Consider the following 26152-nt stretch of genomic DNA (forward strand, 5'->3'; position numbering starts at 1 on the left):
CCAGGGGTCAACTCACGCAGTGCACAGCAGCACCTCGGCCCTGTACCAGGCTTGCGCTGGCGTCATGACTGCGAGCCTGGAGGGGCCGTGCACGCCTCAACGCGAGAGCATGAAGGTCTCGTACTCCAGGTCATCCAGCGCCGTCGACAGCCGCGCCAGCCCCAGCAATACGCAGATCAGCAGCGACAGGGTAAAGCCATAACCGAAGTAGCTCGGCCCCAGGTGCAGGCTCAGCAGGGTCAAGGCGGCGTTGAGGGCGACGAAGAACAGGCACAGCTCCAGCACGATCGCGCGTTTGTCGAGGTAGAAAAACACGTTGAGGATCGCCATGAACACCACCTGGATGCTCACCCCGATCAGGTCGATGTAGAACAGCGGCAGGTAATAACTGGACATCCCCAGCCACTCCAGCAGGCGCGGACCGAAGAGAAACAGCAGCACCACCGTCAGCCCCTGGACCTTGCAGATTTCCAGCAGGCCCTGGCGGATCGAGAAGGTCATCTCGGCTTTCAGCGAGCCGATATGCTGCAGGGTCTCGCCGTCGCGCACCGCGCGAAACAGCCGGTCGTACCACTCGGCGAAGTCGGTTTCGATCCTGACCAGAAACACCGCCATGCCGGGAATGATCGCCAGGTAGGCGAGGAAGATCGGCAAGTCGTAGAGGATCGAGGCGCGCATCGGCCCGATCACCTGGCTGGAGGTGTCCGGGTTGAACCAGAAGATGAACTTGTCGATCCAGATGCCCAGGTTGTAGCAAAACCCGGTCAACAGCAGGCTGAGGAACACCTGGCGACGGTCGAGGAAGTCGAAGGCCACCAGCTTTTCCGCCCGGTACTCGCGCAGGATGTCGTAGAGAAACAGGAACAACAGCGAGCTATGCCCCAGCAGCAACGCCAGCAACAAGCCTTCCATGCCCATGTGCCGCAGGAAGAATGCGCTGCCGACCATCAGTCCGTAGCCCACCAGCATCACCAGCAGGATGCGGTTATAGGCCTTCATCCCCGAGAGAAAGATGATCACCAGCCACAGGTTGCACAGCACCACGAAGTTGGCCAGGGTCAGCAGGCGGTAGAGCAGCGGCTGGTCGAACAAGGAGCTCAACAGCACGATGCCCAGCACCCCGGAGCCCAGTGTCACCAGCAGCAGTACACCCACCAGGTTCGGCAGGATCTGCTCGTACTTGCGCTCGAACAGGCGGTCGGAGACAAAACGGGTGAAGAACAGCTGCAAACCGCCGGTGAGGATCAGCGACGTGGCCATCAGGTAGGTCACGGTGATCAGGAACTGGCGGATCAACACCTCCGGAATCACCAGCCCCAGGCTGATGACCCCCACCAGCATCACGCTGAGAATCGACAGCACCCAGGGCCCGGAGCTGATCAGCCCGGCATAGACATAGGCGTGCAGCGTCGCCGTGTAGGAGTCGCGGGAGAGAATCTTGCGCAGTTCAAAACCGATGCCGGCCATTTACACAGCCTCCTTGTGTGCGGTGCTCATGGCGGTGTCATACAGCGCGCGATAGCGTTCGATCATCAGGGTTTCGCTGTAATAGCGGTGCACCCGCAGCAAACCGGCGGCCTGGGCGGACTTCCAGCGTTCGGGACTGCGTAGCAGGTCGATGATCGCCTGGGACGTGGCCTGGGGGTCGGCGATGGCCACCACTTCCCCGGCCAGCCCCAGATCGCGGTCGGCCGCCTCGCCGCCCTCGATCAGCTCACGGCAAGAGCCCACGTCGCTGCTCACCACCGGCGTGCCGGCGGCCCAGGCTTCGAGAATCACCAGGGGCTGGGCCTCGCTGATGGAGGTCAGCACCATCAGGCCCAGTTGCGGCAGGATGTCCTGGATCTTCTGGAACCCGAGGAACAGCACCTTTTGCTCCAGGCCGAGACTGGCCACCAGGCTGCGACACTCGGCGACGTACTCGGGGTCTTCCTCTTCCGGCCCGACGATCCAGCCTTCGACCTGGGGCATGACGCTGACCACCCCGCGCATGGCCCGCAGGAAGGTCTTCACGTCCTTGATCGGCACCACCCGGCCGATCAGCCCGACCACCGGAGCGATGCCGTCGGCCCGGGATTCAAGGGCCTGGGTCCAGACGTCCAGGTTGATGCCGTTGGGAATCACCTGGGTGCGCTCGGCCGGCGCGCCGTCCTTGATCTGGCGCTGGCGGTTGCCGTCGTACAGGGCAATGATCTGGTCGGCGCTTTCGTAGACCAGATGACCGATGCGCTCGAAGAAGCGCACCCAGAGCATGCGGATGTAACCGGAGCCTGCGTCCATGCTGTCGTTGAGCGCCTGGTTGCTGCTTTCGGCGATCCAGCTGGCTTGAGCCAGGTCGATCTTGCGCTCCTTGGTGTAGATCCCATGTTCGCTGAGCAGCAACTGGCAGCCCCACAGCTGCTTGAGAATGCAGCCCACCAGCCCGGCATAACCGGTTGAAATCGAGTGCAGGACCCGGGCCCGCGGCATGTGCCGGGCGGCATCGGCGAGCATCAGCAACGGCGACTGCATGGTGCGCAGGGTCCAGAAATAGTTGACGAAGGACGGGTCGGCACAGTGCTGTTCGTAACCTTCGGTCAGCGCCTCCCAGCTGGGACGACTGTAAAGCACGTCATCCAGGGTGATACGCGCCTGGGCCAGTGAATCGAGCACGCCAATGCCCAGCTCGGCGGCCGGTTTCTCCGGGTTGTGCAGGTAACGGTACAGGTTGCTCAATTCCTCCAGGGACGCCGTGTGGGCAACCCGCTTGTGCTTGGGATTGCGCCAGGCCTCCTCCAGATACACTTCTTCGATGTGCACCACGTTGGCCGGGATCTCGTAGCGGCGCTGACCGTAGGCTTCGCGCTGCCCCCCAATGAACAGCACGGAAAAGGTCAGTTGCGGCAGACCGAGGATCATCTGGTGAATCCAGCTGGACACACCGCCGCGCACATAAGGCCAGGTGCCCTCGAGCAACAGGCAGACATCGGCAATGGGCGTTGGGTTGACGGCGGTTTTCATGTCCAGGTCCTTACCAGCCCGGCAAAGGGCGGACGTTGTTGCATCTGCGGCGGCAAGCTTTTGAGCAGCGCGGGAATCTCTGAATAGTTGCCGGTTTCAAAGGCGATCTCGGCCCGAAACGGCAAGACCTTGGCCGGGTCCATGCCCGCTTCCTGGGCCTGGTGCATGTGCAGTCGCGCCTTGCCGATGTCGCCCCGCTCAAGGGCGATACGCCCGGCCAGCAACAGCAACTCGCCGCCCTCTCCCGCCTCCAGCGCCAGCTCGGCATGCTCGCCGGCTTGCCCCAGCACGTGCTGCTGGACGCTGCCCTGGGCCAGGCCCAGGTAGGCCAACTCCCAGTACCAGCGCGCCAGGGTGGCATGCAAGGCGCCGGCCTTCTTCGGCGCGGCACCGGGCAACTGTTCGAGGGCGGTCTGGATGCGCTGGTTGATGTCGGTTTCCTGCTTGTCGAGCATCGAATAGGCCAGCAGGCGGACATCGTCGCTGGGATCTCCCAGGGCCAGCTTGAGGATCGGCACCGCTTCCTTGCCCGGCATCTTGCGGGTGGCGAGCAGCGCTGCCAGGCGCTGGTCGGGGTCCGGGGCGTGGCGCAGCACATCCTGCAAGCCGCTGTCGCCGAAGGTCGGCGAATGCAGATGGGTCTGGGCGCGAAACGGCAGTTCGGGAATGCCAACCGCCTGCCACATCTGCGTCTCGCGCTTGCGCGGCAGATACAGCGCCGGAAAGATCGCGGCAATCACCCCGACCGAGCCCAGCAACGGTACAAAGAACGCCAGGCTGAAAATGAACAGCGGGCTCCAGGGCAACGGCCGGCGATAGCGGGCCGGCAACAGCAGCCACACCGCCGCCGTCAGCAGGCCGCAGGCGATACCGTGGGACATTGCATACAGCAGCGCGATCTGCAGGTCGGGCAATTGAGTCGTCAGACTGGCCCAGCTCCCCACCTCGAAAAACAGCGCTCCGCTAAACAGCCACTTGCTGATCATTCAGGCCACACTCGTTGTACAGGAAGTTACGCAGCCCATCGCGTTGCCGGGCCGACTCCAGGTCGTAAGGCAGCACCGTGACCCCCAGGCTGGCCAGGTCCACGTTCATGCCGAAGTGCTCGTGAACCAGCCTGCCCAGGCGCGCCAGGTAGCCTTGGGCGCCCTCGGCACTGGTCAGTGGCAACAGCACCAGCAACAGCCTGTGCCCGCGCCCGTTGACCAGGCTCAGGTGCAGGTCCAGCCCGCGCTGGCTGCGCTCGAACAGCCGCGCCAGTTCATCGTTGGGCTGGGTCAGTTCAAAGGCGTAGAGGCATCCGGACAGACCGTGTTGCTCGACATCCACCAGCGAACGCTTGAGCTGGCGGGTGAAGTGCTGGGCGTCGGCGTTTTCCAGCTGCAGTACCTGTGAATCCGGGTGCAGCAGGTCGGCGATATGCCCGGCCAGCAGCGCCAGCAGGCTGAGGGTGCGCTCCTGGAAGGCAAAGAACGGCATCTGCCGCACCGCGAGAATCGCCAGCACCCGCCCCTGGGTGTCGACCAAGGGAATACAGGCCTGCAGGGACGACACCGACGCCTGCCCGCCGCTGTCGAGCAGCTCCTCACGCACACTCACCAGCTCTTCGCGCTCCAGGCACAAGCGCACCAGCAGGTCCTGGTTGTCCAGGGGGCCCATGGTCCCGGTGGAGGCCAGCAGCGTCAGGGTGGGAGGCGCGCTACCGGCCTGCTCCACACGGTACAGCCCGGCCACCCGCAACGAGCCGTACTGGCCCAGCAGGGTCAGCACCGGCTCGGCCAGCAGGGTCAGCGAATCATCGCCATTGGGCACCGCACGCAGGCGCTCGCGCAGGCCCAGCAAGGAACTGCGCAGGCTCTGGTCGCTGCCGGCCAGACGCTGCTCCAGGCGATCATGGGACACCCGCAGGATCTGGTGCGCCCGGGTGAAGTCGTCGAGTCGGTACTGGCGATACTCGTTGGCCATCTGCAAGCGCAACAGGCGCCGCTCCCACAGGTCGCGCACCTCGCCCACGAGCATGCCGCAGACCAGCACGCCGACGATGTAGGACGAAGCGATAGGCGCGTAAGCCTCCAGCCCCGACTGACGCAGGATGAAGAATGCCGCCACCAGCAGGCTGGCGCTGATCAGGCCGCGGACAAAGCCGTAGCGCACGCCCAGCAACAACGGCGCCAGCACCGGCCAGGGGAACTCGGCCTGTACTTGCAGCGGGTCCTGCGGCGTCAGCCACAGCCCCAAGCCGATGACCAGCCCGGTCACCAGGAATGTTTCCAGCCATGACGCCGGACCGCTGGCGCGGGGCGCCAGCGCGTAGTCCATGTGTGGAGAGCTCATGACAGTCACTCGATCCTAAGGCCACCGACAAGCTTGTCGAGCACCTTCTGCGCTGCGCCAGCCAGGCTTTCACGAGACCAGCCGGCACGGGCGCCACTATTGCTCCAGAGCACTTTGCCGGTGCCCGCCTCGACCACCCGCAGGCTGATGCCCACCGCCGGCTCGCCATCCAGGCCATTTTTGTACTGCCACTCTTCAACACTGCCGGACACCACATAGTCGAGCTTCTGCTCGCGGGCCCAATCCATGGCACCGGCCAGACGCTCGTTGTCGTCGAGCAAGGCCTGCTCGCCCTGCCCCGGCGCGCCGCTGTAGACCTGGGGTTGCAGGCCGCGGCTGCTCAGCACGCTGAGCAGAATCTGCTCACTGCGCTCCCCGGCCTGGGGCGTCTGGGAATAGTTGACCAGCGGCAACACGCCCCAGCGCGCACTCTTGGACAGTTCAGGGCTGTCTTGACCGGTAAAGCTGGTGCAGCCGGCCATCAGCAAAGCGGCCATCGCCAGACTCACGCAACGAATGGATTGCATAAGGTTCACTCCTCTTTGAATTCCATGATCAGCGTCCGAAACGCACGCTGTAGCTGACACCTGCGGTGCCACCGGACTGGCCAGTTCCGCCTTGTGGCGCCGACTGGTAGCCGAAGGTCACTGCCAATTCGTCATCCCCTATGACCTCGGTGCCGATACCGGTACTGATGGCGTAGTTGATGGTGTTGTCGGTCCACTGCCAGCCGGTGCTGACGTCCACCAGCCAGGTGTATTGCCCGCGCGTGCGGTTCAATGCCCCCGGGAAGCCACGCCGCCACGAACTGCCGAAGAACAGCTGGCCGTAGTGTTTCTGCAGCAGGGTCTGGCTGTTGATCTGGTCCGGATTGTCGAGTTCGGCCCCGATCAGGTCGATGCCCCCGCCCAGGGTATTGGCCAGGTTGGGCAGCGAACGGTTGTTCAGGCTGTTTTGCTGGTAATCGATACCGCTGCGCAATTGCCAGTTCGGCCCTTCGAACTGCAGGGTGTGGTCGAACTCGATCTTCAACGCCTGACCATTGCCCAGATCATCGCCGCCGCGGGTCGAGAACCAGCGCTGGGCCAGGCTCCAGGACAACTGGTCACGGGCCGAATAGCGATGCCGCCCACCGACCCAGACATCATCCTGCCGGCCGAAGGTGCGCATGTAGCCGCTGTCCTCGTTCTTGCGATGCCAATCGGCGCCGACGTCCAGTTCGTTGCCGCTGTCCACCTGCCAGGTACGGCTGGCGCCCAGGCCGTTGCGGTCATCGTCCTTGCGCAGGCTGCTGTCGAAAATCAGCTTGTAGTTGCCGTTCTCCAACTGCCGCTGCAAGGTCAATTCGGTATTGGTCTCGTTGCCCAGGCGCGATGGGTCGAGGACATCGCCGCTGTATCGGCCCTGCTCCAGTACCAGCTTGGCGTACCAGTTGTCGTTCAGGTAACGCGCCGCGGTGAGGCGCGGGCCGTTGAACACCAGTCCGCCGTAGTCCTGGCGATCCCAGGCGATCTGCACACCCTGGGGGGTGCGCTCGGTCAATTCGATGGCCTGGCGCCGCAATTGCTCACGGAGCGACGCAGACTGGTCCTCGCCCAGCGCCGACAGGTCCACGGCCAGCGCTTCGCCACTGCGCCCCAGGCTGTTCAGGGCCTCGACCCGTTGCGCCGGGTCCAGGTCGCCGCTGGCCACCAGGCGTTCCAGGGCCTGGCGGTTGTTGCCGCGCAGGGCTTCCTGGATCTGTTCGTAGCGATTGACCTTGAGGCCACGGGCGCGGGCCCAGGCCAGCCAGTCATCTTTCTGCGTCGACTGATTGATCTCATCCAGGCGGGCCAGCATCTGGTCGAACCACAACTGCAGCATCGGCTTGGAGCCGTCCTGCCATTGCATCGCCTTGTTCAGCGCCTTGCGCGACGAGTAGCTGCTGGCCACCAGGCGCAGCCAGGTCGCATAGCCCTGAGGCGTGGCGCGGATCTGCTCAGGCGTTACTTCACGGTTGAGCTTGAGTCGCAGGCGCTGGGCCGAGTCGGCATAACCCGCGCCTTCCAGGGCGTCGGCGTAGGCCGCCTGGACCATCCAGTCCTGAGGGTTGCTCCGCAGGTACAGGCGGTACCAGGCCAGGGCCTCGGTATTGCGCCCGAGCAACTGACTGGCAGCGGCAAACGGCAACCATAGGGTGCTGTCACCGCGGGCCAGGGAACGCCATTGCTGCAACAGCGGCTTGAGCTCGCCAGTGCGACCCAGGTCGACATACAGCCACATCAGGCGCTCGCGGAAGGTGTTGTCATCCGGGAAGCGGCTCAAGCCCAGGCGATACAGGCGCAGGGCCTCGTCGGTACGGCCTTGTTGCACCGCCAGCGCACCGCGGGCAGCCAGGACCTGGGAGCGGTCGGAGGCATCCGGGTACTGGTCGGCTTCCTTGAGCAGGTCGACCACCAGTGGCCAGTCCTGAAGCTCCTGGGCCAGTTGCAGGGCCGCAATCAGGCGTTGCGGATTGTGCTCACGGCGCCAACTGTCAACGGTCAACTGCAAGGCCTTGCGCGGATCGCGGACGCGATAGAGGGCAATCAACTCACTCTCGTCGCCACTATTGAGCGAGCCCTTGATGGCCAGCATCTTCTCCAGTGCCAGCTGCAGTTCATCGTCCAACTCCAGGTCCCAAGCCAGTGCGGCACGGGACTGCCAGTAGTTGAAGTCATCGATCTTGTTGCCGTCGACTGCGGTGATCACCTTCCAGGCCGACGGGCTGTCAAACAGCTTGAGGTGGTTGTTGGCCCAGTCCACCCGCTCGGTGCTGGTCAACGGATAAAGGCCGGCGAAGCGCTTCCAGACCGCCAGCCGCTGCGGGTACTGCGCGGTGTTTTCCAGGTTCTGCAACAGACGGACCCAGGCCAGCCGGTGTTTCGGGTATTTACCGACATAGCGGCGCAGCCACTGTTCCCCCTGCTCGGGCGTGCCCCTGGATTCTTCGGCGTACACCAGGGCATCGAGTTCGACATCGCTCAAGGCCCGGGTCTCCATGATCCCCGCCAACAGTGGAATGCCCCGGTCGAAATCGTAGGTCTGCATCGCCAGGCGCCAGGTGTGCTCGAACTCGGCCGGGTTGTTGCGCAGCTTGCTCAGGCTGATCCAGTAGCCCAGGGCCGAGGCCGAATCGCCCTGCCATTCGGCAATATGGGCCATCTGTTCCAGCAGCAGCGGATCATCCGGATGCAGCTCCAGCAGCTGCGAGCCCACGGCATATGCCCCTTCGAGGTCACCGAAGGCCAGGCGCTGCTTGAATTCCTTGGCCAGCACTTCCGGGCTGTCGGGTTGCAACTTGCGCCAGGCACTGAAGAACTGCTCGGCCAGGTCCCTGCGGTTGTGCGCCACCGCCACGTCGACGCCCTGATCCAGCAGCGCCGCATCCAGCGCGTCCGGCTGGGTGGCCAGCTCCCGGGCCAGCAGCTCGGCGGCCTGATCGCCACGATCCGCTGCCACCAGGCTCTTGAAGGCTTTCTCCAGGAACTGGCGACGCTCTTGCGGCGTCTGGCTGGCATCGAGCAATTGCACGTAGAGATCGGCGGCGCGCCCGGGTTGCTCGCTGGCCTGGTACCACTTGGCCGCCTCGGGTAGCCATTGATCGCGCTGCTTGGGATCGCGACGGGCCAGCTCGGTATAGGCATCGGCTGCCAGTCCCGGGGCCTGGGCGCTCAAGGCCAGAGTGGCCAGGCGCTCGAGCTGCGGGCTGGGCAGTGCCTTGTAGTCAAAGGCCTTGAAGCGCTCGGCCAGGGCCTGTAACGCGGCGCTGTCAGTGCTGTTGTTCAGCGCCAGGGCATCGAGTTGCAAGCGGTAGTAGGCCTTCAGCGCCGGATCGGGCTGTGACCACTGCGCCAGGTGCTTTTCCGCTCTCGGGTAGTCGCCCAGCTGAATCAGCAGATCGAGTAACTGAGTGCGCAACTCGTTGTTTTCCGGGTGGGCCGCCAGCAGGACTTCGGCATAGCTGGCGGACACTTCATCCGGTTGGCCGCCCTTAGGACGGAACGCATCTTCGTTGCGATAGGTCGCCCACAGCAAGATACCGACGACAATCGCCACCACCAGCAACGCCCAGGGATTGAGCAGCCGCGCGCGTGGGGCCTTAGTTGCAGAGGAGTTGGGCATTACTCACCTGCTTCATGGGAAGTTGGAAATGCCACAGGCCCTGCTCGGACTTGCCGGCATAACGTTGGCCCTGGACCTCGACCCGGCAGGGGCTGGCCGAACGCACCGAGAACTCCAGGTTGAATTGACCGGCAAATGAGAACGTCACCTGTCGATCGCTGACATAGCGCCAGTCACGCAGGGGAATGTTCGCCAGCTCCAGAGCCGGACGTGGATCACGCTCAGGACGCAGGGCCAGCAGCGCATGATCGCGGCTCAAGGCCACATATCGCCCCTGGGGCAGATCGCGGACCCCCGCTACGCCCTGGGAACGGCCGAGGTCCGGCCAGCCCAGCGCCGGGTCCAGGCGCAGGGTGCGCAAGCCATCCATGCCGCGAACCTGCCAGTCACCATTGAGCGTACGGGCCAGGCTGGCCTGGTACAGGCCATGGATCCGATCCAGGTAGTCGCTCATCCACAAGGACATCGGCTGCTGGCCACGCATGAACTGATAGATGTCGGTCATGGCCTTGATCGACGCCTGCTTGGTCCCCGAATAGAAGTGGTAGTACAGGTGAATGCCCCGCAGGCGCCGTGGGCTGTCGGTCAGTTCGAAGGTGTCGATCACGTCGCGAAAGCCGTAATACGGGCCTTTCCAGAGGTTGGTGTACATGTTCTCGTTGATCACCGGCGCGTAGTACTGCAAGCCGCCTTCGGTGGGACGCAGCAAGGGGTACAGGCCGGTCAACGAGGAATTGGCCTTGGTCAGGATGGTCTGCCCGCCGTTGACGTTTTTCAGTCCGGCGTCGTAGGCCAGCTTGATGGTTTCGGCGCTGGGCAGCGCGTCCCCCGGCCAGAAGAGCAGCTTCACCGGCTTCTGCGCGGTGGTCAGGCGGCTATTGATGTAGTCCCGCGAGCCGAGGATCTCGCGCTTGTAATCCAGGTTCTTGTACCCCGGGATATTCAGGCGCAGGCCGTATTCGGCGCTGAAGTCCTCGTCCTTCTTGGCCTTCTCCGGCTGCAGGTAGAACGGGTGACTGTAGGTGTGGGTGGCCACCTCGACCTTGGGGTCGGCAAAGATCTCCTGGGCGATCGGCTCCAGTTCCCTGGCCAGAAACGGCGACATGCCCTTGGGCCCGATCTCCCCTTCGATGATCGACACCGAGGTCAGGTACGGGTTGGGACGAATGTAGTCATCCAGCACCTGGCGCCCGGAATACGGGGTGCCGCGCACTTCGGCGCGGGAGGGAAAACCGTCGCCGTCGATATGCACGGTGGCGATCCGCCGGCCGTTCTCGGTGGTTGTGTCCGGGCGCGGTTGCGCCGGCAGACGCAGGGCTTTCTGGATAAAGGCGAAGGGGTCGAGAATCCAGCGGCTGCGCTCGATATTGGACTCCACCACATAAGGCGCCAAGGCTATGCCGCCCCAGGCGCCGATGGCCACGGGGGCGTACTTGCCACCCTTGTCATCGCCCAGCAACAGTGCCGGTTTCGGCCCGTCGGGCAGCAGCGTCACCCGGGTCAGTTCACGGGAACGGGCCACGACCGGCGCTTCGAAGCCACCGATCAGTGTCTTGTCCTGGCTCAGCACCTGCAGTGCCCCGCGAGCCCCTGGCGCTGCGAGGTTCAGCCCCAGGCGCTTGAGCAGTGCGCGATCTTCGATGGGCAGCCCGGCCATGATGGCCAACGGCACCTGTTCGTCCAGGCGTTGGCCAATCCAGCTGTTAAAGGCACGACTGTCCTGGGGCGGGCCGCTGGTCATCCACAGCACCACCCCGGCATAGAGGCCGGCGAAGCTGTAGGACGGCAGGCTGTCATCGGCGGGCAGGTAGTCGACCCGATAGCCCAGGTATTCCAGCAGGCCGCCCAGCATCCGGTGCCCGGCGTGGTCGTAGAGTTCACCTTCACGCGGGTCATAGAGCATGGCGATGCGCCGCGGCTGCACTTCCACGGTGCTCATGCTGATGGCATTCAGGTCCGGGGTGGTGACCACCGGGATAAAGCCTTCCTGACTCAACTGGCGCACCAGCTTGCGCGCCTCTTCACGACGGTTGGACGGCAAGTAGTCGATGGCCACCAGTGGAATGTTTTTTGCGCGCAGTGGTTTGAGTTCGCCTTCGAGCCAGTTGCGATCGGACTCGGACACCGGACGATAACGCTTGGTCGAGGCATCCCAGCCGGCATGGATCGATTCGACCGCCACGGCCGAGGCGACGCCGTCGAGTTCGCCCAAGACCTCGAACCCCCGGTTGAAGAACAGTTTGAGGTTCGGCAGGCGGCTGTGCAGTTCCCGCAGGAACGACGCCAGGGCCTGGCGTTGCGGTTCGCGATCGGCTTCGGGAAGCAACTGGAAGCTGTCCAGGGTATCGAGGAACAGACCGGCATAACCCTGGTCCTGCAACGCCTTGGCGCGCTTGAACAGGTGTTCGCGCCAGGCCGGGGTGGCGATGTCCATCACCTGGCTGTTCCACGCCTTGTTGCGGATGGCGCTGGCTCCGTGGCTCAGGGCTTCCTTGTCCAGTGCGGCGCGATCGCCGTCGAACTCGCCCACCGACAGGTAGGCGAACGGCTGGCTGCCCAGCTTGCGCAAGGTAGCGACATCCCCTGGGGCCATATGACCGGGCTCGACCACCGCCCACTCGAACTGCGCCAGCTCCGGCAGCGGCGGTTGCTCGGCGTACCAGAAACCGACGCTGGCGGGAGCCGCCGGGGCGGCTTGTACCAGCGAATGGCCGGCACATAACGCTAATGCAGTAAACAGACGCCGAACCACTGTGCAGACACTCCCCCGGCGAAACTCCATGTCCATCACTCACTCTTCAAGTCAATCAATCCGCACAACAGCAAACGCTCAAGTCCCCGGAAACGGGTCTGTGCAAGCCCGCAAAGCTAAAGACTGCGGTACAGCCTAGCCAAGCCTTCGGTCAGGCTGGTGGGCGTGCCCAGGTCGAAGCGCTCCAACAAACGCCGGTTGTCGGCCTTGGAATGGCGGATATCGCCAGAACGGGCCGCCCCATGGCTGACGTTCAGGGGTTGGCCGCTGATCTGTTCCAGGGCGGCAATCAGGTCATTGAGGGTGGTCACGCCGCTGAGGCCGACGTTGGTGGCATCGGCTGCAGGTGCCGGGTGTTCAAGGCCCTGGACCAGGATCTTCACCAAGTCCTCAACATAGACAAAGTCGCGGGTTTGGCCACCATCACCGAACACGGTGATGGGGCGTGCGCGCTTGGCCCGTTCGCTGAAGATGCTGATCACGCCGGAGTACGGCGACGATGGGTCCTGGCGCGGCCCGAAGATATTGAAGAAGCGCAGGATGACCGGCTCCAGGCCATGCTGGCGACGGTAGAAATCCAGGTAGTACTCGCTGGCGAGCTTGTCCGCCGCATAGGGCGTGAGGGGAGGCTTGGGCGTGTCTTCGTTGATCGGGGTGCCCTCCCCGTTATTGCCATAGACCGCCGCACTGGACGCAAACACCACTCGACGGATGCCGGCGGCGACCATGGCCTCGCACACCCGCAGCGTGCCGATGAAATTGCTCTGGTGGGTGCGCACCGGGTCCTCGACCGAGGCCTGGACCGAAGCGACAGCCGCCAAGTGCACCACCGCGCCACAGCCGTGCATGGCTTCTGCCAGGGCCGCGGCATCGGCCACATCCCCCACTACAAGTTGCAGTTGCGGATTGTCCACCGGCAGATTGCTGACCTTGCCGGTCGAAAGGTCATCCAGAACCCGGACCCCATAGCCTTTGGCCAACAGCGCATCAACCAGGTGAGAACCGATGAAGCCTGCGCCCCCTGTCACCAGTATCCGTTCAGTAGACATAGATCATCCCGAAGAAAAATATCGCAGCTGCGCCGTTTGAAACTAGCACACCCACTGAATACGCCATGGCTATTAGCCCCTATGGCCAATATTTCCCTGGTTACTCACGCTTATTCAAAGGCTGAAACGCCTTTCTGGAAGAACTCCCGAAACCCTGACGTCAAAAAAACATCAATAAAATCAAGCGTTCAGCGGCCGGATACTGGGATAAAAATACTATCGCGTCAATATTGCGTCGATTTATTATTTTTTCAGCTGCATAGCCAAACAAGGGCCAATATATTGACGACTTAGCGCTTCAAGGCTCTGGATCAAGGCTATCAGCCTTGGCAGTGATGGCATCAGGCGATCACCGCTACGGGTTGGGGGTGGAAATTAAATCGCTCACCAGGGGCAGAATCACGACGAAGCGACTGCCTTTGCCGCTGCCTTCGCTCATGCCTTGCACTGTTCCGCCATGGGCTTCCACCAGTTCGCGCACCACCGTAAGGCCGATGCCCAGCCCGGCGCCATTGAAGCCGATAGCATGGGCGTCCTGAATGAAGGGTTCGAAGATAAACGGCAGGGCTTTGGCAGAAATGCCAATACCGTTATCGCAAACCGTCAGTTGCACGGCATCGCCCCGGGTGCTGACCGAAAGCGTCACCTGCCCCTCTGCGGGGGTGTATTTGGCAGCATTGCCCAGCAGGTTGCCGAGAATCTGCTTGAGACGCACCGGGTCGCCTTCGACCGGCAACGGATCATCCGGTCGCTGGGCACTGAAGTGCAGATGCCGGGCCTTCATCAAGGGTCTACAGGTCTCGATGGCGTCATCGACAATCTGCCTCAAGTCCACCACCTGGCGATCCAGGTGCAGCTTGCCGGTGCTGACCCGGGAGACATCCAGCAGATCATCCACAAGCCGCGACATATGCTGCACCTGACCTTCGATCAGTGCCTGCATTCGTGGCAGCTCTTCACTGGGGACCCGGGCCAGGCGGCCGGCAATCATGCTGATGGGCGTCAGTGGGTGGCGCAGTTCGTGGGCCACCAGTACCAGGATGTGCCGCTGTTGCTCCAGCAGTTGCTCGGCGGTGGCCTGCAGGTGTTGCGCGCTGAGCGCTGCAATCACCAACTGCTCATTGGCTTCGCGCATCTCCAGGTTCAACGGCTGCTCCTGCTGGATGCGCAAGGCCTCCTGCGCGTTAGATTGCGCCAGCAGGATGGCCTGTACCAGTTGCTGATTGGCCTCGATCAGTTGCTCGATGTACTGGCTATCGCCGACCCGGGTGTTGGCTTCGCCCAGTTCTTTTTGCAACGACGCCAGAACTGCGCGCGCCTGGACGATTTTCTGGCCGAGGAGCAACAGTTCACGAGCCGCCGTGGCGGCCTGGTCGGTCTTGCCATTGACCTCGTTCATTGTTTTCTACTCACACCTCGCCTTTGTCCACGTGTTGCCGGGTGGGACGACCGCCGAGCAGGCCTTCCTGATCAGGCAGCATTTCGCCGATCTGCAAGCCGTCATCATCGATGTGGTACAGGCGCAGCTCATCGGAATGAGCGCTGGCTCGCACCTTGACCACCGCCATGATGCGCTGCAAACGGCTTTGCACTTCGATGTAGCGCTGGACGATGATGGCATCGGTGAGAAACGCCGTACCGTAGGGACTGAAGCGCAGGTCGGTGTAGCGATCTTCCAACTCCGAGGTCAGCAGCACGGTAATGCCGGCGCCGGTCAGCGCGCTGACCATCCGCGCCAGTGATTCGCGAAAGTCCTCGCGAAAAGTCGGCGCCAGGGCCAGCTCGAAGCCGGACAGTGAATCCACCACCACTCGGGTCGCCTTGATCCGGGTGATCTCGGTCAGCAGCAGATGGACTATTTCATCGATCGACAAATCAGCGGCCCGGCTGTCCACCAGGCCAACCTGGCCACTGTGGATCAGGGCCGCCAGGGTGGGGTTCTGCGAATGGTTGGGTCGTTGCTCGAACACCGCAATCACGCCGGTTTCACCGTTGCGCGCGCCTTCGGCGAGGAAGGTCGCCGCCAGAATGCTCTTGCCCGAGCCCGACGGTCCGGCCACCAGCAGCGAATACCCCTGAGGCAGGCCGCCACCGAGCATGTCGTCAAGACGCGCAACGCCCATCTTCAGGCGCTTGATGGGGAACTCCAGTGGCGTTTCAACGGTGCTGATAGCCGCCGGTGCAAAGACCCGGACTCCCGAAGTGGCGATGCGAAAAGTGTGCAGCCCCGGCAGCGTCGGCTGGCCACGCATCTTCATGATTTCCATCTTGCGCACCATGGAGTTGCGCTGAACGCTCTGACGCAACCAGATCAAGCCGTCGGCAACGGTGAACACCGGGTTGGTGTCGGTTTCATTGAAGTATTCACCGATGAGGAAGGTGGTCGCCTGCCATGTGGTCATCAACATGCCCAACTGCTGGACGAACAGCGGCAGGTTGTTGTTGGGGTTGTCCCGGGTCTGGCTTGCCAGCACCACCGAACGAAAGGAATCGACGAACACCAACCCCGGCGAGTGAGCCTGGACCTCACTGACGATCCGCCGTAGTACCTCGTCGAGGTCGCCGGCCTGGGTGTCGTCGGCCAGGTTGATGTAGTGAATCGACTGGTTGATCGCTGCGCTGTCGAAAAAGTCGAACTGTTGCTGATAGCGGAGCATCTTCAACGGCGGCTCCCCGAGCACCGTAAAGAACAGCGCCGGACGCTGCGGCGTCGCCAGGGCGAACATCATCTGGTGAGCCAGGGTGGTCTTGCCGCAGCCCGGCGGGCCGGCGATCAGATTGAACGAAAACTCCGGCAATCCTCCGCCCAGCACCTCGTCCAGTCCTGGCACGCCAGTGGCCAAGCGGTTGATCGTGACTTTGCTGCTCATGGCGCATGTTCCTGCGAAGGGGGATCGCTCAAGAAAGGCTCCCACACGCCACTCAGCAAGCGTGCAGTGAGCGAGGGACCAATCAGCGTGGTCAGCAGTTCATAGAAGGTGGTGAGCATCACTTCACCGAAAAACAGCGCCTCGGCCGGGCTTTGCTCTATGAGTACTGACTTGAGGGCCGTCAGGTTCAATTCGGCCTGTAGCCCGTCATAGAGGCCGGCCAGGCGCGGTTGCGCCGAGATGCACAGATGAAGGCTGCGGCAGTAAAGAGCGGCAACCCCCTGCTCACCGATAATCGGCGTGAGGGCGCGGCTCATGCGCTGCAAGGTTGAGACAATCGCCTGGGCGATGCTTGCAACGTCAGCCTCCGGGCCAACACTTCGCGCCAGAGAAGCTACGATCTGGCGGCTCTCTTCGCTTAGCGTGGACATGGTTGGCTGATAGTGGGTGAGAAGAATTCGATAGTACACCCTATAGCCGCGTATAGAAGCGCTATTGGATGTGGCCCTGTCCCTATAAAGAGGGCTCCGGGGCCTGGCTTCTAAGAAACAGCGTCCAGGCCTCAAAAGCCTGTTGATGCCTGCGGGTTGCGTTCTCCCACTCAGGCCCGCAGGCCTGTCGTGCGGAAACCAGCATCATCATGCTCGTCGTTGCAGCATCCAGCTCCAGTAGCAGCTTGTACGCCTCAAGCCGGAAATCATCGACGGACTTCATGGTTTTTCCCTGGTGGCGACACGTCTGGGCGAAGAAATCTTGTCCCTTCTGCCGTGGAGTGCCTGCAAAACCAGTAGTTCAAATCGATCCTGCTCGGGGATGCGCCCTCGCCTGATCTCGCCCCCTGATCAGACATTTCTTAAAAACCCGCTTTCCACGCACGCCTGGGCCTCTGTTAATCCGCTCTTAACGCCAGCGCAATGCAATCAGCCCGCCATTGCGGGCGCAAAGTGCGGGCGTGAATCAATTACTTGAAAACCTCCCACGCAGAACACCAGACCGACTACCGGCAGCGGCGCGACCACTCAATGCGCCTGCCGCTGCGCGACAGCCTTATCCAACGGCCCGACTTGATCGATCGGCGCCAGGCAATGTGCGTGGCTATCCGTGCAGGTCGCAAGCCAGTAACCGCCGTCCAGCCCGCAATCAATCAGGTTGAGGCCTCTCAACCCTAGCCGCTGGCGCGACTGGCAGACAGTGCGTCCAGAAACCCAGACTGAGGAGTGTGCGAATGGTCCAACTGGACTTCTATGGAACCCTGGTGGCCGCATCGTTGGTGCTGTTACTGGGGCGTGGCCTTGTCACCCGAGTCGGTTTCTTGCGTGCCTACAATATTCCCGAACCTGTGGCCGGAGGCTTGGTGGTGGCCTTGCTGCTTCTGCTGCTGCGGGGTATGGGGGACATGGAAGTCCACATTGATACCTCACTCCAGGCGCCCTTGATGCTGGCCTTCTTTGCCACCATTGGCCTGAGCGCAGACTTTGCCAGCCTGAAAAAAGGTGGGCGCAACCTGGCGGTATTCCTGCTGCTGGTCACCGGTTTTCTGCTGGTGCAGAACGCCATGGGCATTGGCCTGGCCAAGGCGCTGGGGCTTGATCCCTTGATGGGGCTGTTGACCGGCTCTGTGACACTGTCCGGCGGTCACGGCACGGGCGGAGCCTGGGGCGCAGTGTTCAAGGAGCAGTATGGCCTGGCCTCGGCCCCCGAAATCGCCATGGCCTCGGCCACCTTCGGCCTGGTGCTGGGGGGCTTGATCGGCGGGCCGGTCGCTCGCCTGCTGGTCAAGAGGGTGCAAACCCCTGGGGCCGTGCAAGGCGAACCGCGCTTGCCCAGAGGCTATGAGCAGCCCTACAAGGAGCGGCAGATCACCGCGCTGAGTTTCATCGAAACCCTGGCCCTGGTTGCCATCAGCCTGCAGGCCGGGAGTTTTCTCAGCGGCTTGATCCAGGGCACGGCGCTGGAACTGCCGACCTTCGTCTGTGTGCTGTTCGTCGGGGTGGTGTTGCGCAATGGCCTGTCGGCGCTGGGCTGGCATCAGGTCTTCGATCAGGAAGTGTCGCTGCTGGGCAACGTTAGCTTGTCGCTGTTCCTGGCGATTGCCTTGATGTCGCTGCGGCTGTGGGATCTGGCCAGCCTGGCCCTGCCCATCCTGATTCTGCTGGCCGTGCAGACCCTGGTGATGGCGCTGTTTGCGGTCTTCGTCACCTTCCGCGTCATGGGCCGCAACTATGACGCTGCGGTCCTGGCTGCCGGCCATTGCGGTTTCGGGCTAGGCGCGACGCCGACGGCCATCGCCAATATGCAGGCGGTGACCCAGCGCTACGGACCATCGCCGATGGCATTCCTGGTGGTGCCGATGGTGGGGGCATTTTTTATCGACATCAGCAACGCCATCGTGATCAAGCTGTACCTGGCGCTGCCTTGGCTGGGGGTTGCTGCTTGATGGAGCGCTCCGCCCGCCGGATTCCTGTGCCGGCGGGCGAATCATGATCAGCACAGCCATAGAGCAAAGCTGTACAGCACAATCGCACACGTACAACCTAATCCAGCGGGTGCTGCTCTTCGCCGCCCAGACAGGCACTGGCCTTGCGCACCGGTCGCCGCACCCTCGACCAGCGACGGCGCAGGCAAAGGAACAGCGCCACGACCAATACCAGGCCAAGCATCAAGCAAAAACCCCACATTGCCCTCTCCTTCCATTGCCGAAGCCGGCAGCGGCTTCACCCTGAAGACTTTTTAGCCGCAATCGCTGCAAAAATCCTGTACAAAATTAAATTTTATGTACAACTATTACTCATGGATTTTGACAGTGCGAGCAGGGAGTCAGGCTCGCTGCCACGTCAATCGGTGGGTAAAACACAATGAGCACTACCTTGAACATGCAGTCCCTGGGTGCGGGCTATCGTGCTCTGGTGATTGGCGCCAGCGGCGCGCTGGGCTCGGCCTTTTGCCAGTGGCTCGAAGAGGACCCGCGCTGCGCCGGGGTGCGCGCCCTGTCCCGCGGCACGCTTCCCGCGCTCGACCTTGAACAGCCCGACAGCATTGCCCGGGCCGCCGCCGAATTGGCGGATGAGGCGCCCTACCAGCTGATTGTGCATGCCGCCGGGCTGCTGCATCGCGCCGACATCAAACCGGAAAAAACCTACACCGCCCTTGAAGACCAGGCGCTCAAGGCAGTGTTCCAGGTCAATGCCGTGGGCCCGGCCCTGGTCCTGCGGCACTTCCTGCCCTTGCTGGCGCCCCAGGGCGCGATGGCGCTGCTGTCGGCCAAGGTCGGCAGCATCAGCGACAACCGCCTGGGCGGCTGGTACGCCTATCGCGCCTCCAAGGCCGCGCTGAACATGCTGGTTAAAACCGCGGCCATCGAACTGGCGCGAACCCGGCCCGGGGCCCGCCTGCTCAGCCTGCATCCCGGCACCGTGGTGTCGCCGCTGTCGCAACCGTTTCGCGGCTCCGCAGCGGCGCGTCCGGCCAGCGTGGCGGCCTGGGAGCTGCTGACGCTGATCGACCGCCTGAGTGCAGCCGACAGCGGCCAGTTCTTTGCCTACGACGGCGAGCGTCTGCCGTGGTAGCCGCCGGCGCTGGCGGCCGACTGGGGCTGGTGCTGGGCGACCAGTTGTCGTTCGACCTGGAGTTGCTCAAGGTCCTGGACCCGGTCCACGACACACTGCTGATGGCCGAAGTCGACAGCGAAGCGCGGTATGTCCGGCATCATCCACAGAAAATCCTGCTGATCTTCAGCGCCATGCGCCACTTTGCCGAGCGCCTGCGCGAGCAAGGCTGGCGGGTGATCTACGTCAAGCTGGACGACCCTGACAACAGCGGCAGCCTTCATGGCGAGTTGCGGCGCTGGCAGACGGCCCTCGGTGCGGCTCAATTGCATGTCACCGAGTGCGGAGAATGGCGGCTGGAACAGGCCCTGCGCGATGCCGGCCTGCCCCTGACTGTTCATGTGGATCGGCGGTTCCTGTGTTCGCGCGAAGCGTTCCGCGATTGGGCGGCCGGACGGACGTCGTTGCGCATGGAGTATTTCTACCGCGAGATGCGCAGGCAAAGCGGCCTGCTGCTGGAGCCCGATGGCCGCCCCTGCGGTGGCACCTGGAACCTCGATGCCGACAACCGCAAGGCCCTGCCCCGGGGCTTGCGCGGGCCCTTTGCGGCGCGCTTCGGCCACGACGCCATTACCCGCGAGGTACTCCAACTGGTAGGCCAGCGCTTCAGCGATCACTACGGTGACCTGGCGCGCTTCGACTATCCGGTGACCCACGAGCAGGCGCAGGAGCTGTGGCAGCACTTCCTCGACTTTTCCCTGGCCGCGTTCGGCGATTACCAGGACGCCATGGCCGAGGGCGAGCCCTTTCTGTTTCATGCGCGGATCAGCGCCGCGCTGAACATCGGCCTGCTGGATGTGCGCCAACTCTGCGCCGATGTCGAGCGTGCCTACCGCGAGAACCGGGTGGCGCTGAATGCCGCGGAGGGTTTCATCCGCCAACTGATCGGCTGGCGTGAGTATGTACGCGGCATCTACTGGCTGCGCATGCCGGAATACGCCGAGCTCAACGGCCTGGGCAATACCCGGGCCCTGCCGGAGTTCTACTGGAGCGGCGCCACCGACATGCGCTGCATGTCCCAGGCCATTGGCCAGACCCTGGAACTGGGTTACGCCCACCATATCCAGCGGCTGATGGTCACCGGCAATTTTGCCCTGCTGGCCGGCATCGCCCCCAAGGCCATCTGCGACTGGTACCTGGCGGTCTACCTGGATGCCTTCGACTGGGTCGAACTGCCCAATACCCTGGGCATGGTGATGCACGCCGACGGTGGCTACCTGGGCTCCAAGCCCTATTGCGCCAGCGGTCGTTATATCCAGCGGATGTCCGACTACTGCGGCGGCTGCCGTTACCGGGTGGACCAGGCCACCGGCAGCGATGCCTGCCCGTTCAACGCCCTGTACTGGCATTTCCTGATCCGCCACCAGGAGCAACTGGGCGCCAATCCGCGCCTGGCGCTGACCTATCGCAACCTGCAGCGCATGGACGCCCCGCGCCGGGAAGCCATCTGGCAACGGGGCGAGGAGTTGCTGGCGCGCCTGGACGCCGGAGAGCCCCTGTGAAGAAATCCGACCTGCCGCGCAAGGACTGCGCCGCCTGCGGCCGGCCCTTCACCTGGCGCAAGCGCTGGGCGCGTTGCTGGGATGAGGTGCGCTGGTGTTCCGAACGCTGTCGCCGCAGCGCCCGCGCCAGGAAGCCATGAGCCCCGGCGGGTTACAGGCAGTCTTGTGCGGTCTTTTCGAAATGGGACGGGGCAAAGCTGGAGGCCAGCAAATGCCGCTCATAGAGGAATACCTTGCCGCCGTTGGGCGCCTTGTAGGCTTCCAGCACGTTGTCCGCCGCGACCTTGCTGGTGACCACGATCCGGTAGCCGCGCTGTGATTGCGAAACGGTAGCGGTCTGGTCGCTGCTCTGCAGCTTGGGCATCACGCAATCGGCGTATTGGGCGGGGGTTTTGCGGGTCTGCATGACCAGGCTCGGGTTGTTCGGCGCAGAGGCGCAGCCGGCCAGCACAACAGCGGCAGAAGTCATGGCAAACAGGGGTAAAAGGCGCATCGGACACATCCTGGAATCAAGAACGCGGGTACAGGGCGCCACGGGTTGAACCCTGCGGGCGCTATCGAGGGCGGCGATTTTCCACGGTTGACGCGTCCGACAAAATAGCTGTTTTTTGATTGTCACTATCACTTGAACCAATAGTTGCCCTGCGGGCAGACTGCCCGGCAGTCCAACTACAACTAAAAGGGATTCTTGCGTGCGAACTTTTGACCTTATCCGCGATGCCGTCCTGCCCGAATTTCGCGAGCGGGTGGCCGACTACCTGATCGAGTATGAAAGCGTATTACGTGACAACAGCGCAGAACCGCAGGCATTGCAGGCGGTTGCCTACCAACTGCGCGGCTATTTGCGCGGCCTGAACACCACTCGGGTGCTGGGAATGGCGGACTGGGAAGAGCTGGATCGGCGGGTGGTGGCGACCTGGCTGAGCCCGGCCGCCGGTGAAACCCTCGAATAACCCGGCTTCTCAGGGTGCCGACGGCGCCCCCTTGCTGGCGGCGAGGTAGGCGGACAAACGCTTGCCCATTTCCTCTCCCAGGGCCTGCAACCCACTCATGGGCCGCACCATGACCTCGAATTCGACAATCTTGCCGCCCTCGTCAAAGCGGATCATGTCGATGCCCTTGACCTGTTTGTCGCCGACCCGGGCGCTGAACTCCAGCACCACGTTCAGGCCATCGGCGGTGGCCAGCTCGCGGTGATAGGCAAAATCCTCGAAGACATTGAGCACCGTGCCAAGGATGGTCGCCACGACCTGAGCTCCCGGGTAGGCGGTATGGGCCATGGGCGAACGAAACACCACCTTGGGGTCCAGCAGTCCGGGCAAGTCTTGCAGGTCTTGCCCGGCGACCATGGCGTGCCAGCGTTGCAAGGATACGGCGGCCTGGGGTTGCAGTTTCAGTTCTGACATAGGGGGCTTCCTTAAGCGGTCTTGTTGTTGTGGCGCCCAGGCTACGAGCCAATCTTAGCGCCGTCAAGATTATGGCTCATGATAAGATTTCGGCGTTTTTTTTGCCTTTCAGTCGAAGTCATTCGGGGCCTTCCAAACATGACCAAGCACTCCTCGCGCTCACGGGATTCCTACCACGTGGGCAATCTGGCACCGCAACTGCTCGATGCGGCCCGGGACATGCTTGAGGAAGTCGGCCCGACCAAGCTGTCGCTGCGCGCGGTGTCCGAACGGGTCGGGGTCAGTGCCACGGCGGCCTATCACCATTACGCCAATCGCGCGGAGCTCATCGGCCACTTGGCCGCTCAAGGCTTTCACGAATTGGCCCAGGTGTTGCCCCGGGACAGTACCCAGAGTGGCCTGCAAAAATTGCGCGATGCCTGCCTGGCCTACTTCAGTTTTGCCCGCGCCAACCCGGCGCTGTACCAACTGATGTTCGGCCCCGAGTTCGCCACTGGCGAGATGCCGCCCCTCTTACTCAATGCCCGCAACCAAGCCTTTGGCGAGCTGCGACGGATCATTGCCGAGATCCTCGAACTGGACATCGAACACCCCGAGGTCCGTCGGGCCGCCCTCGCCGGCTGGTCCTATACCCACGGCCTGGCGTCGCTGGTGATCCATGGCGTCCTGCACTTTCCCGCCGGCACCTCGGACCAGCGCTTCGTCGACAACACCCTGCAAGGCTTCCTGCAACTGTTCCAGGCCGGTAGCCGGGAATGAAGTTCGCTGACGACAAGCTCAGCGTCATGCTCAAAAGCGCTCCCGCAGCCGACGCGCAACGGGTCCGCGATGTGAACAGGCTCCTGAGCCTGCAAGCGTGACCTGGACGACGCATGGGATGAGGACCGGAAAAAGACCCTCATAACTTGAACTTCAATCGGCACCCACTCATCCTTGCGAACCGTTTTCCCTCGAACAAGAGACACCCATGGCCAACCCAGACCTCATCTTCACCCCCGACCCGGACGCGGACTCCATCTCCTCCGACGTCGCCGCGTTCAACGGCATCCTGGTTTCCACTCAGATCCCGACCCGCGCCGACGGTAGCCTGGAACTGGGGGACATCACCCTGCAGAGCGAATGCACCCTGCAGGCGCTGAAAGTGGCCCTGGAGCGGGCCGGCAGTTCCATGGATCGGGTCATGCACCTGACCATCTACCTCACCGACATGGCCGACCGCGCCGCGTTCAACGAGGTCTACCAGCGTTTCTTCGCCAAGCCCTGGCCGGTGCGCGCCGCCGTTGGCGTGGCCGCCCTAGCGGTGGAAGGCATGCGTGTGGAAGTCACCGCGATGGCCGCCAAGGCCTGACGCCGCGGGTTTATTCGCGGCTGCGCGCAATGCGTGGCCGCCACCGGGCAGCATACGGGTGCCGGGCACGCGTTTCGCCGCTACAATGCGCGCCTTGACCCTGATAAGCCTGACTAAAAAAACATGTCCTTGCCCAAACATCACCTGGAACTGCTCAGCCCTGCCCGCGATGTGGCCATCGCCCGCGAAGCCATCCTGCATGGCGCCGATGCGGTGTACATCGGTGGCCCGAGCTTCGGCGCCCGTCACAACGCCAGCAACGAGGTGGGCGAGATCGCCCAGTTGGTGGAGTTCGCCCGCCGCTATCACGCCCGGGTGTTCACCACCCTCAACACCATCCTCCACGACAACGAACTGGAGCCGGCGCGCAAGCTGATCCATCAGTTGTACGACGCGGGTGTCGATGCGTTGATCGTCCAGGACCTTGGGGTGATGGAGCTGGATATTCCGCCCATCGAGCTGCATGCCAGCACCCAGACCGATATCCGCACCCTGGAGCGGGCCAGGTTCCTCGACCAGGCCGGTTTCTCCCAGTTGGTGCTGGCCCGTGAACTGAACCTCAAGGAAATCAGCGCCATCGCCGCCGAAACCGACGCGGCCATCGAGTTTTTCATTCACGGCGCCTTGTGCGTGGCCTTTTCCGGCCAGTGCAATATCTCCCACGCCCAGACCGGCCGCAGCGCCAACCGCGGCGACTGTTCCCAGGCCTGCCGCCTGCCCTACACCCTGAAAGACGAGCACGGCGGCGTGATCGCCTACGAGAAGCACCTGCTGTCGATGAAGGACAACAACCAGAGCGCCAACATCCGCGCCCTGGTGGAAGCCGGCGTACGCTCGTTCAAGATCGAGGGGCGCTACAAGGACATGGCCTATGTGAAGAACATCACGGCCTACTACCGTCAGCGCCTGGACGACGTCCTCGAAGACCGTCCGGACCTGGCCCGCGCCTCCAGCGGCCGCACCGCGCACTTCTTCGTCCCCGATCCGGACAAGACCTTTCACCGTGGCAGCACCGACTACTTCGTCAGCGAGCGCAAGATCGACATCGGCGCCTTCGACTCGCCGACCTTCACCGGCCTGCCAGTGGGCACCGTGGAAAAAGTCGGCAAGCGCGACCTGCAAGTGGTGACCTTCGAGCCGCTGTCCAACGGCGACGGCCTCAACCTGCTGGTCAAGCGTGAGGTGGTGGGTTTTCGCGCCAACATCGCCGAAGCCCGCGGCGAATTCGAAGAAGACGGCGAGAAACGCTACCGCTATCGGGTCGAGCCCAACGAGATGCCCGAAGCCCTGCAACGCCTGCGGCCCAACCATCCGCTGAGCCGCAACCTCGACCACAACTGGCAGCAGGCCCTGACCCGCACCTCCGCCGAGCGGCGCATTGGCCTGTCCTGGCTGGCCACCCTGCGGGAAGAACGCCTGCAACTGACCGCCACCAGCGAAGAAGGCATCAGCGCCAGCGTCACCCTGGACGGTCCGTTCGGCGTGGCCAACAAGCCGGAGCAGGCCCTCGGGCAGCTGCAGGACCTGCTGGGGCAACTGGGCACCACCCTCTACCACGCCACGGACATCAAGCTGGATGCGCCCCAGGCGTACTTCATCCCCAATTCCCAGCTCAAGGCCCTGCGCCGGGAAGTCATCGAAGCGCTGGACACGGCCCGCGTCGCGGCTCATCCACGGGGCACGCGCAAGGCCGAAAGCAACCCGCCGCCGGTGTACCCGGAGTCGCACCTGTCGTTCCTGGCCAACGTCTACAACCAGAAGGCCCGCGACTTCTACCACCGCCACGGCGTGCAACTGATCGATGCTGCCTTCGAGGCCCACGAGGAACACGGCGACGTGCCGGTGATGATCACCAAGCACTGCCTGCGTTTCTCCTTCAACCTGTGCCCCAAGCAGGCCAAGGGCGTAACCGGCGTGCGCACCAAGGTGGCACCGATGCAACTGGTGCACGGTGACGAAGTGCTGACCTTGAAGTTCGATTGCAAGCCCTGCGAAATGCACGTCGTGGGCAAGATCAAGGGCCACATCCTCGACCTGCCGCTGCCGGGCAGCGCCGCCGCCGAAGCCGTCGTCGGCCACATCAGCCCCGAAGACCTGCTCAAGACCATTCCCCGCGCGCCGCACTGAGTGACGCACCGGCGCA

23 protein-coding genes are annotated in these 26152 nt (G+C 63.3%); 8 read left to right on the forward strand and 15 right to left on the reverse strand.

Annotated elements, in window-relative coordinates:
* Positions 1-96: 96 nt before the first annotated feature.
* From pelG to PQT43_RS12595, 12 genes are all read right to left on the reverse strand, one after another.
* The gene (pelG, locus tag PQT43_RS12540; protein ID WP_110595666.1) at positions 97-1467 is read right to left on the reverse strand and encodes an exopolysaccharide Pel transporter PelG; all 1371 of its coding nucleotides are present in this window, start codon (positions 1465-1467) and stop codon (positions 97-99) included.
* The gene (gene pelF, locus PQT43_RS12545; protein ID WP_123390896.1) at positions 1468-3000 is read right to left on the reverse strand and encodes a GT4 family glycosyltransferase PelF; all 1533 of its coding nucleotides are present in this window, start codon (positions 2998-3000) and stop codon (positions 1468-1470) included.
* Positions 2997-3986 carry a tetratricopeptide repeat protein gene (locus tag PQT43_RS12550; protein ID WP_102865061.1) on the reverse strand — a complete coding sequence of 330 codons (990 nt, stop codon included), beginning with the start codon at positions 3984-3986 and terminating at the stop codon, positions 2997-2999. Before PQT43_RS12550 ends, pelF begins: the two co-directional genes overlap by 4 nt.
* A complete protein-coding gene (locus tag PQT43_RS12555) occupies positions 3964-5334 on the reverse strand; it encodes a PelD GGDEF domain-containing protein (protein ID WP_267268167.1) in 1371 nt (456 codons plus the stop codon). The genes PQT43_RS12550 and PQT43_RS12555 overlap by 23 nt, the downstream gene beginning before the upstream one ends.
* Positions 5335-5339: 5 nt before the next feature.
* Entirely contained in the window at positions 5340-5861 is a 522-nt protein-coding gene (locus PQT43_RS12560; RefSeq protein ID WP_102865063.1) for a penicillin-binding protein activator LpoB, read from the reverse strand.
* A 28-nt stretch (positions 5862-5889) separates the two neighbouring features.
* The gene (locus PQT43_RS12565; protein ID WP_272754018.1) at positions 5890-9477 is read right to left on the reverse strand and encodes a tetratricopeptide repeat protein; all 3588 of its coding nucleotides are present in this window, start codon (positions 9475-9477) and stop codon (positions 5890-5892) included.
* The gene (locus PQT43_RS12570) at positions 9455-12265 is read right to left on the reverse strand and encodes a bifunctional glycoside hydrolase 114/ polysaccharide deacetylase family protein (protein ID WP_253084803.1); all 2811 of its coding nucleotides are present in this window, start codon (positions 12263-12265) and stop codon (positions 9455-9457) included. Before PQT43_RS12570 ends, PQT43_RS12565 begins: the two co-directional genes overlap by 23 nt.
* 80 nt (positions 12266-12345) lie before the next feature.
* A complete protein-coding gene (locus PQT43_RS12575) occupies positions 12346-13278 on the reverse strand; it encodes an NAD-dependent epimerase/dehydratase family protein (protein ID WP_272754020.1) in 933 nt (310 codons plus the stop codon).
* Between the two features lie 355 nt (positions 13279-13633).
* Positions 13634-14677, reverse strand: coding sequence for a sensor histidine kinase (locus PQT43_RS12580; RefSeq protein WP_110651681.1), 1044 nt, complete (start codon positions 14675-14677; stop codon positions 13634-13636).
* Between the two features lie 10 nt (positions 14678-14687).
* Positions 14688-16148 carry an ATPase domain-containing protein gene (locus PQT43_RS12585; protein WP_102879379.1) on the reverse strand — a complete coding sequence of 487 codons (1461 nt, stop codon included), beginning with the start codon at positions 16146-16148 and terminating at the stop codon, positions 14688-14690.
* Positions 16145-16579, reverse strand: a complete 435-nt coding sequence (locus tag PQT43_RS12590; RefSeq protein ID WP_249735884.1) for a hypothetical protein — start codon at positions 16577-16579, stop codon at positions 16145-16147. The genes PQT43_RS12585 and PQT43_RS12590 overlap by 4 nt, the downstream gene beginning before the upstream one ends.
* A gap of 82 nt (positions 16580-16661) precedes the next feature.
* Complete coding sequence (locus PQT43_RS12595; RefSeq protein WP_102879380.1) at positions 16662-16862, reverse strand: hypothetical protein; 201 nt, start codon at positions 16860-16862, stop codon at positions 16662-16664.
* 511 nt (positions 16863-17373) lie between these two features.
* On the opposite strand from PQT43_RS12595, the gene gltS reads away from it, so the two are divergent.
* Positions 17374-18585, forward strand: coding sequence for a sodium/glutamate symporter (gltS, locus tag PQT43_RS12600; protein WP_272754022.1), 1212 nt, complete (start codon positions 17374-17376; stop codon positions 18583-18585).
* 97 nt (positions 18586-18682) lie between these two features.
* Here gltS and PQT43_RS12605 read toward each other — a convergent pair whose 3' ends face one another.
* Complete coding sequence (locus tag PQT43_RS12605; RefSeq protein WP_268561374.1) at positions 18683-18826, reverse strand: hypothetical protein; 144 nt, start codon at positions 18824-18826, stop codon at positions 18683-18685.
* A gap of 177 nt (positions 18827-19003) precedes the next feature.
* Here PQT43_RS12605 and PQT43_RS12610 point away from each other — a divergent pair, with 177 nt between their 5' ends.
* Genes PQT43_RS12610 through PQT43_RS12620 form a run of 3 tightly spaced genes read left to right on the forward strand, consistent with a single transcriptional unit; the run spans position 19004 to position 21395 of the window.
* Complete coding sequence (locus PQT43_RS12610; protein WP_272754023.1) at positions 19004-19714, forward strand: SDR family oxidoreductase; 711 nt, start codon at positions 19004-19006, stop codon at positions 19712-19714.
* A complete protein-coding gene (locus tag PQT43_RS12615; RefSeq protein ID WP_272754025.1) occupies positions 19708-21255 on the forward strand; it encodes a cryptochrome/photolyase family protein in 1548 nt (515 codons plus the stop codon). Before PQT43_RS12610 ends, PQT43_RS12615 begins: the two co-directional genes overlap by 7 nt.
* Positions 21252-21395 carry a DUF2256 domain-containing protein gene (locus PQT43_RS12620; RefSeq protein WP_102879383.1) on the forward strand — a complete coding sequence of 48 codons (144 nt, stop codon included), beginning with the start codon at positions 21252-21254 and terminating at the stop codon, positions 21393-21395. Before PQT43_RS12615 ends, PQT43_RS12620 begins: the two co-directional genes overlap by 4 nt.
* 11 nt (positions 21396-21406) lie before the next feature.
* Here PQT43_RS12620 and PQT43_RS12625 read toward each other — a convergent pair whose 3' ends face one another.
* On the reverse strand, positions 21407-21748 hold the full coding sequence (locus tag PQT43_RS12625; RefSeq protein WP_102879384.1) for a hypothetical protein: 342 nt from the start codon (positions 21746-21748) through the stop codon (positions 21407-21409).
* 199 nt (positions 21749-21947) lie between these two features.
* Between PQT43_RS12625 and PQT43_RS12630 the strand changes: the two genes are divergently transcribed.
* Entirely contained in the window at positions 21948-22208 is a 261-nt protein-coding gene (locus PQT43_RS12630) for a hypothetical protein (protein ID WP_102879385.1), read from the forward strand.
* A 9-nt stretch (positions 22209-22217) separates the two neighbouring features.
* Here PQT43_RS12630 and PQT43_RS12635 read toward each other — a convergent pair whose 3' ends face one another.
* A complete protein-coding gene (locus PQT43_RS12635; RefSeq protein ID WP_272754026.1) occupies positions 22218-22661 on the reverse strand; it encodes a nuclear transport factor 2 family protein in 444 nt (147 codons plus the stop codon).
* Positions 22662-22799: 138 nt separating this feature from the next.
* Here PQT43_RS12635 and PQT43_RS12640 point away from each other — a divergent pair, with 138 nt between their 5' ends.
* The 3 genes from PQT43_RS12640 to PQT43_RS12650 all read left to right on the forward strand — a co-directional run bounded on the left by PQT43_RS12640 (position 22800) and on the right by PQT43_RS12650 (position 26136).
* Positions 22800-23420, forward strand: coding sequence for a TetR/AcrR family transcriptional regulator (locus tag PQT43_RS12640; protein WP_110595654.1), 621 nt, complete (start codon positions 22800-22802; stop codon positions 23418-23420).
* Positions 23421-23628: 208 nt separating this feature from the next.
* Complete coding sequence (locus PQT43_RS12645; protein ID WP_102865077.1) at positions 23629-24009, forward strand: RidA family protein; 381 nt, start codon at positions 23629-23631, stop codon at positions 24007-24009.
* A gap of 123 nt (positions 24010-24132) precedes the next feature.
* Positions 24133-26136: a peptidase U32 family protein gene (locus tag PQT43_RS12650; protein ID WP_110595649.1), complete on the forward strand. Its 2004-nt coding sequence runs from the start codon at positions 24133-24135 to the stop codon at positions 26134-26136.
* The last annotated feature ends 16 nt before the right edge of the window (positions 26137-26152 follow it).

The sequence above is a fragment of the Pseudomonas sp. BLCC-B112 genome, assembly GCF_028550695.1.
In the GTDB taxonomy this organism is placed as follows: domain Bacteria; phylum Pseudomonadota; class Gammaproteobacteria; order Pseudomonadales; family Pseudomonadaceae; genus Aquipseudomonas; species Aquipseudomonas danubii.

What these genes read in the sequence shown, in the direction of transcription:
- PQT43_RS12570 (WP_253084803.1), bottom strand. Translation starts at nt 12,265, where the DNA reads ATGGACATGGAGTTTCGCCGGGGGAGTGTCTGCACAGTGGTTCGGCGT.
- pelG (WP_110595666.1), bottom strand. Translation starts at nt 1,467, where the DNA reads ATGGCCGGCATCGGTTTTGAACTGCGCAAGATTCTCTCCCGCGACTCC.
- PQT43_RS12625 (WP_102879384.1), bottom strand. Translation starts at nt 21,748, where the DNA reads ATGCGCCTTTTACCCCTGTTTGCCATGACTTCTGCCGCTGTTGTGCTG.
- pelF (WP_123390896.1), bottom strand. Translation starts at nt 3,000, where the DNA reads ATGAAAACCGCCGTCAACCCAACGCCCATTGCCGATGTCTGCCTGTTG.
- PQT43_RS12560 (WP_102865063.1), bottom strand. Translation starts at nt 5,861, where the DNA reads ATGCAATCCATTCGTTGCGTGAGTCTGGCGATGGCCGCTTTGCTGATG.
- PQT43_RS12650 (WP_110595649.1), top strand. Translation starts at nt 24,133, where the DNA reads ATGTCCTTGCCCAAACATCACCTGGAACTGCTCAGCCCTGCCCGCGAT.
- gltS (WP_272754022.1), top strand. Translation starts at nt 17,374, where the DNA reads ATGGTCCAACTGGACTTCTATGGAACCCTGGTGGCCGCATCGTTGGTG.
- PQT43_RS12595 (WP_102879380.1), bottom strand. Translation starts at nt 16,862, where the DNA reads ATGAAGTCCGTCGATGATTTCCGGCTTGAGGCGTACAAGCTGCTACTG.
- PQT43_RS12610 (WP_272754023.1), top strand. Translation starts at nt 19,004, where the DNA reads ATGAGCACTACCTTGAACATGCAGTCCCTGGGTGCGGGCTATCGTGCT.
- PQT43_RS12585 (WP_102879379.1), bottom strand. Translation starts at nt 16,148, where the DNA reads ATGAGCAGCAAAGTCACGATCAACCGCTTGGCCACTGGCGTGCCAGGA.
- PQT43_RS12640 (WP_110595654.1), top strand. Translation starts at nt 22,800, where the DNA reads ATGACCAAGCACTCCTCGCGCTCACGGGATTCCTACCACGTGGGCAAT.
- PQT43_RS12580 (WP_110651681.1), bottom strand. Translation starts at nt 14,677, where the DNA reads ATGAACGAGGTCAATGGCAAGACCGACCAGGCCGCCACGGCGGCTCGT.
- PQT43_RS12635 (WP_272754026.1), bottom strand. Translation starts at nt 22,661, where the DNA reads ATGTCAGAACTGAAACTGCAACCCCAGGCCGCCGTATCCTTGCAACGC.
- PQT43_RS12565 (WP_272754018.1), bottom strand. Translation starts at nt 9,477, where the DNA reads ATGCCCAACTCCTCTGCAACTAAGGCCCCACGCGCGCGGCTGCTCAAT.
- PQT43_RS12605 (WP_268561374.1), bottom strand. Translation starts at nt 18,826, where the DNA reads ATGTGGGGTTTTTGCTTGATGCTTGGCCTGGTATTGGTCGTGGCGCTG.
- PQT43_RS12590 (WP_249735884.1), bottom strand. Translation starts at nt 16,579, where the DNA reads ATGTCCACGCTAAGCGAAGAGAGCCGCCAGATCGTAGCTTCTCTGGCG.
- PQT43_RS12575 (WP_272754020.1), bottom strand. Translation starts at nt 13,278, where the DNA reads ATGTCTACTGAACGGATACTGGTGACAGGGGGCGCAGGCTTCATCGGT.
- PQT43_RS12645 (WP_102865077.1), top strand. Translation starts at nt 23,629, where the DNA reads ATGGCCAACCCAGACCTCATCTTCACCCCCGACCCGGACGCGGACTCC.
- PQT43_RS12555 (WP_267268167.1), bottom strand. Translation starts at nt 5,334, where the DNA reads ATGAGCTCTCCACACATGGACTACGCGCTGGCGCCCCGCGCCAGCGGT.
- PQT43_RS12550 (WP_102865061.1), bottom strand. Translation starts at nt 3,986, where the DNA reads ATGATCAGCAAGTGGCTGTTTAGCGGAGCGCTGTTTTTCGAGGTGGGG.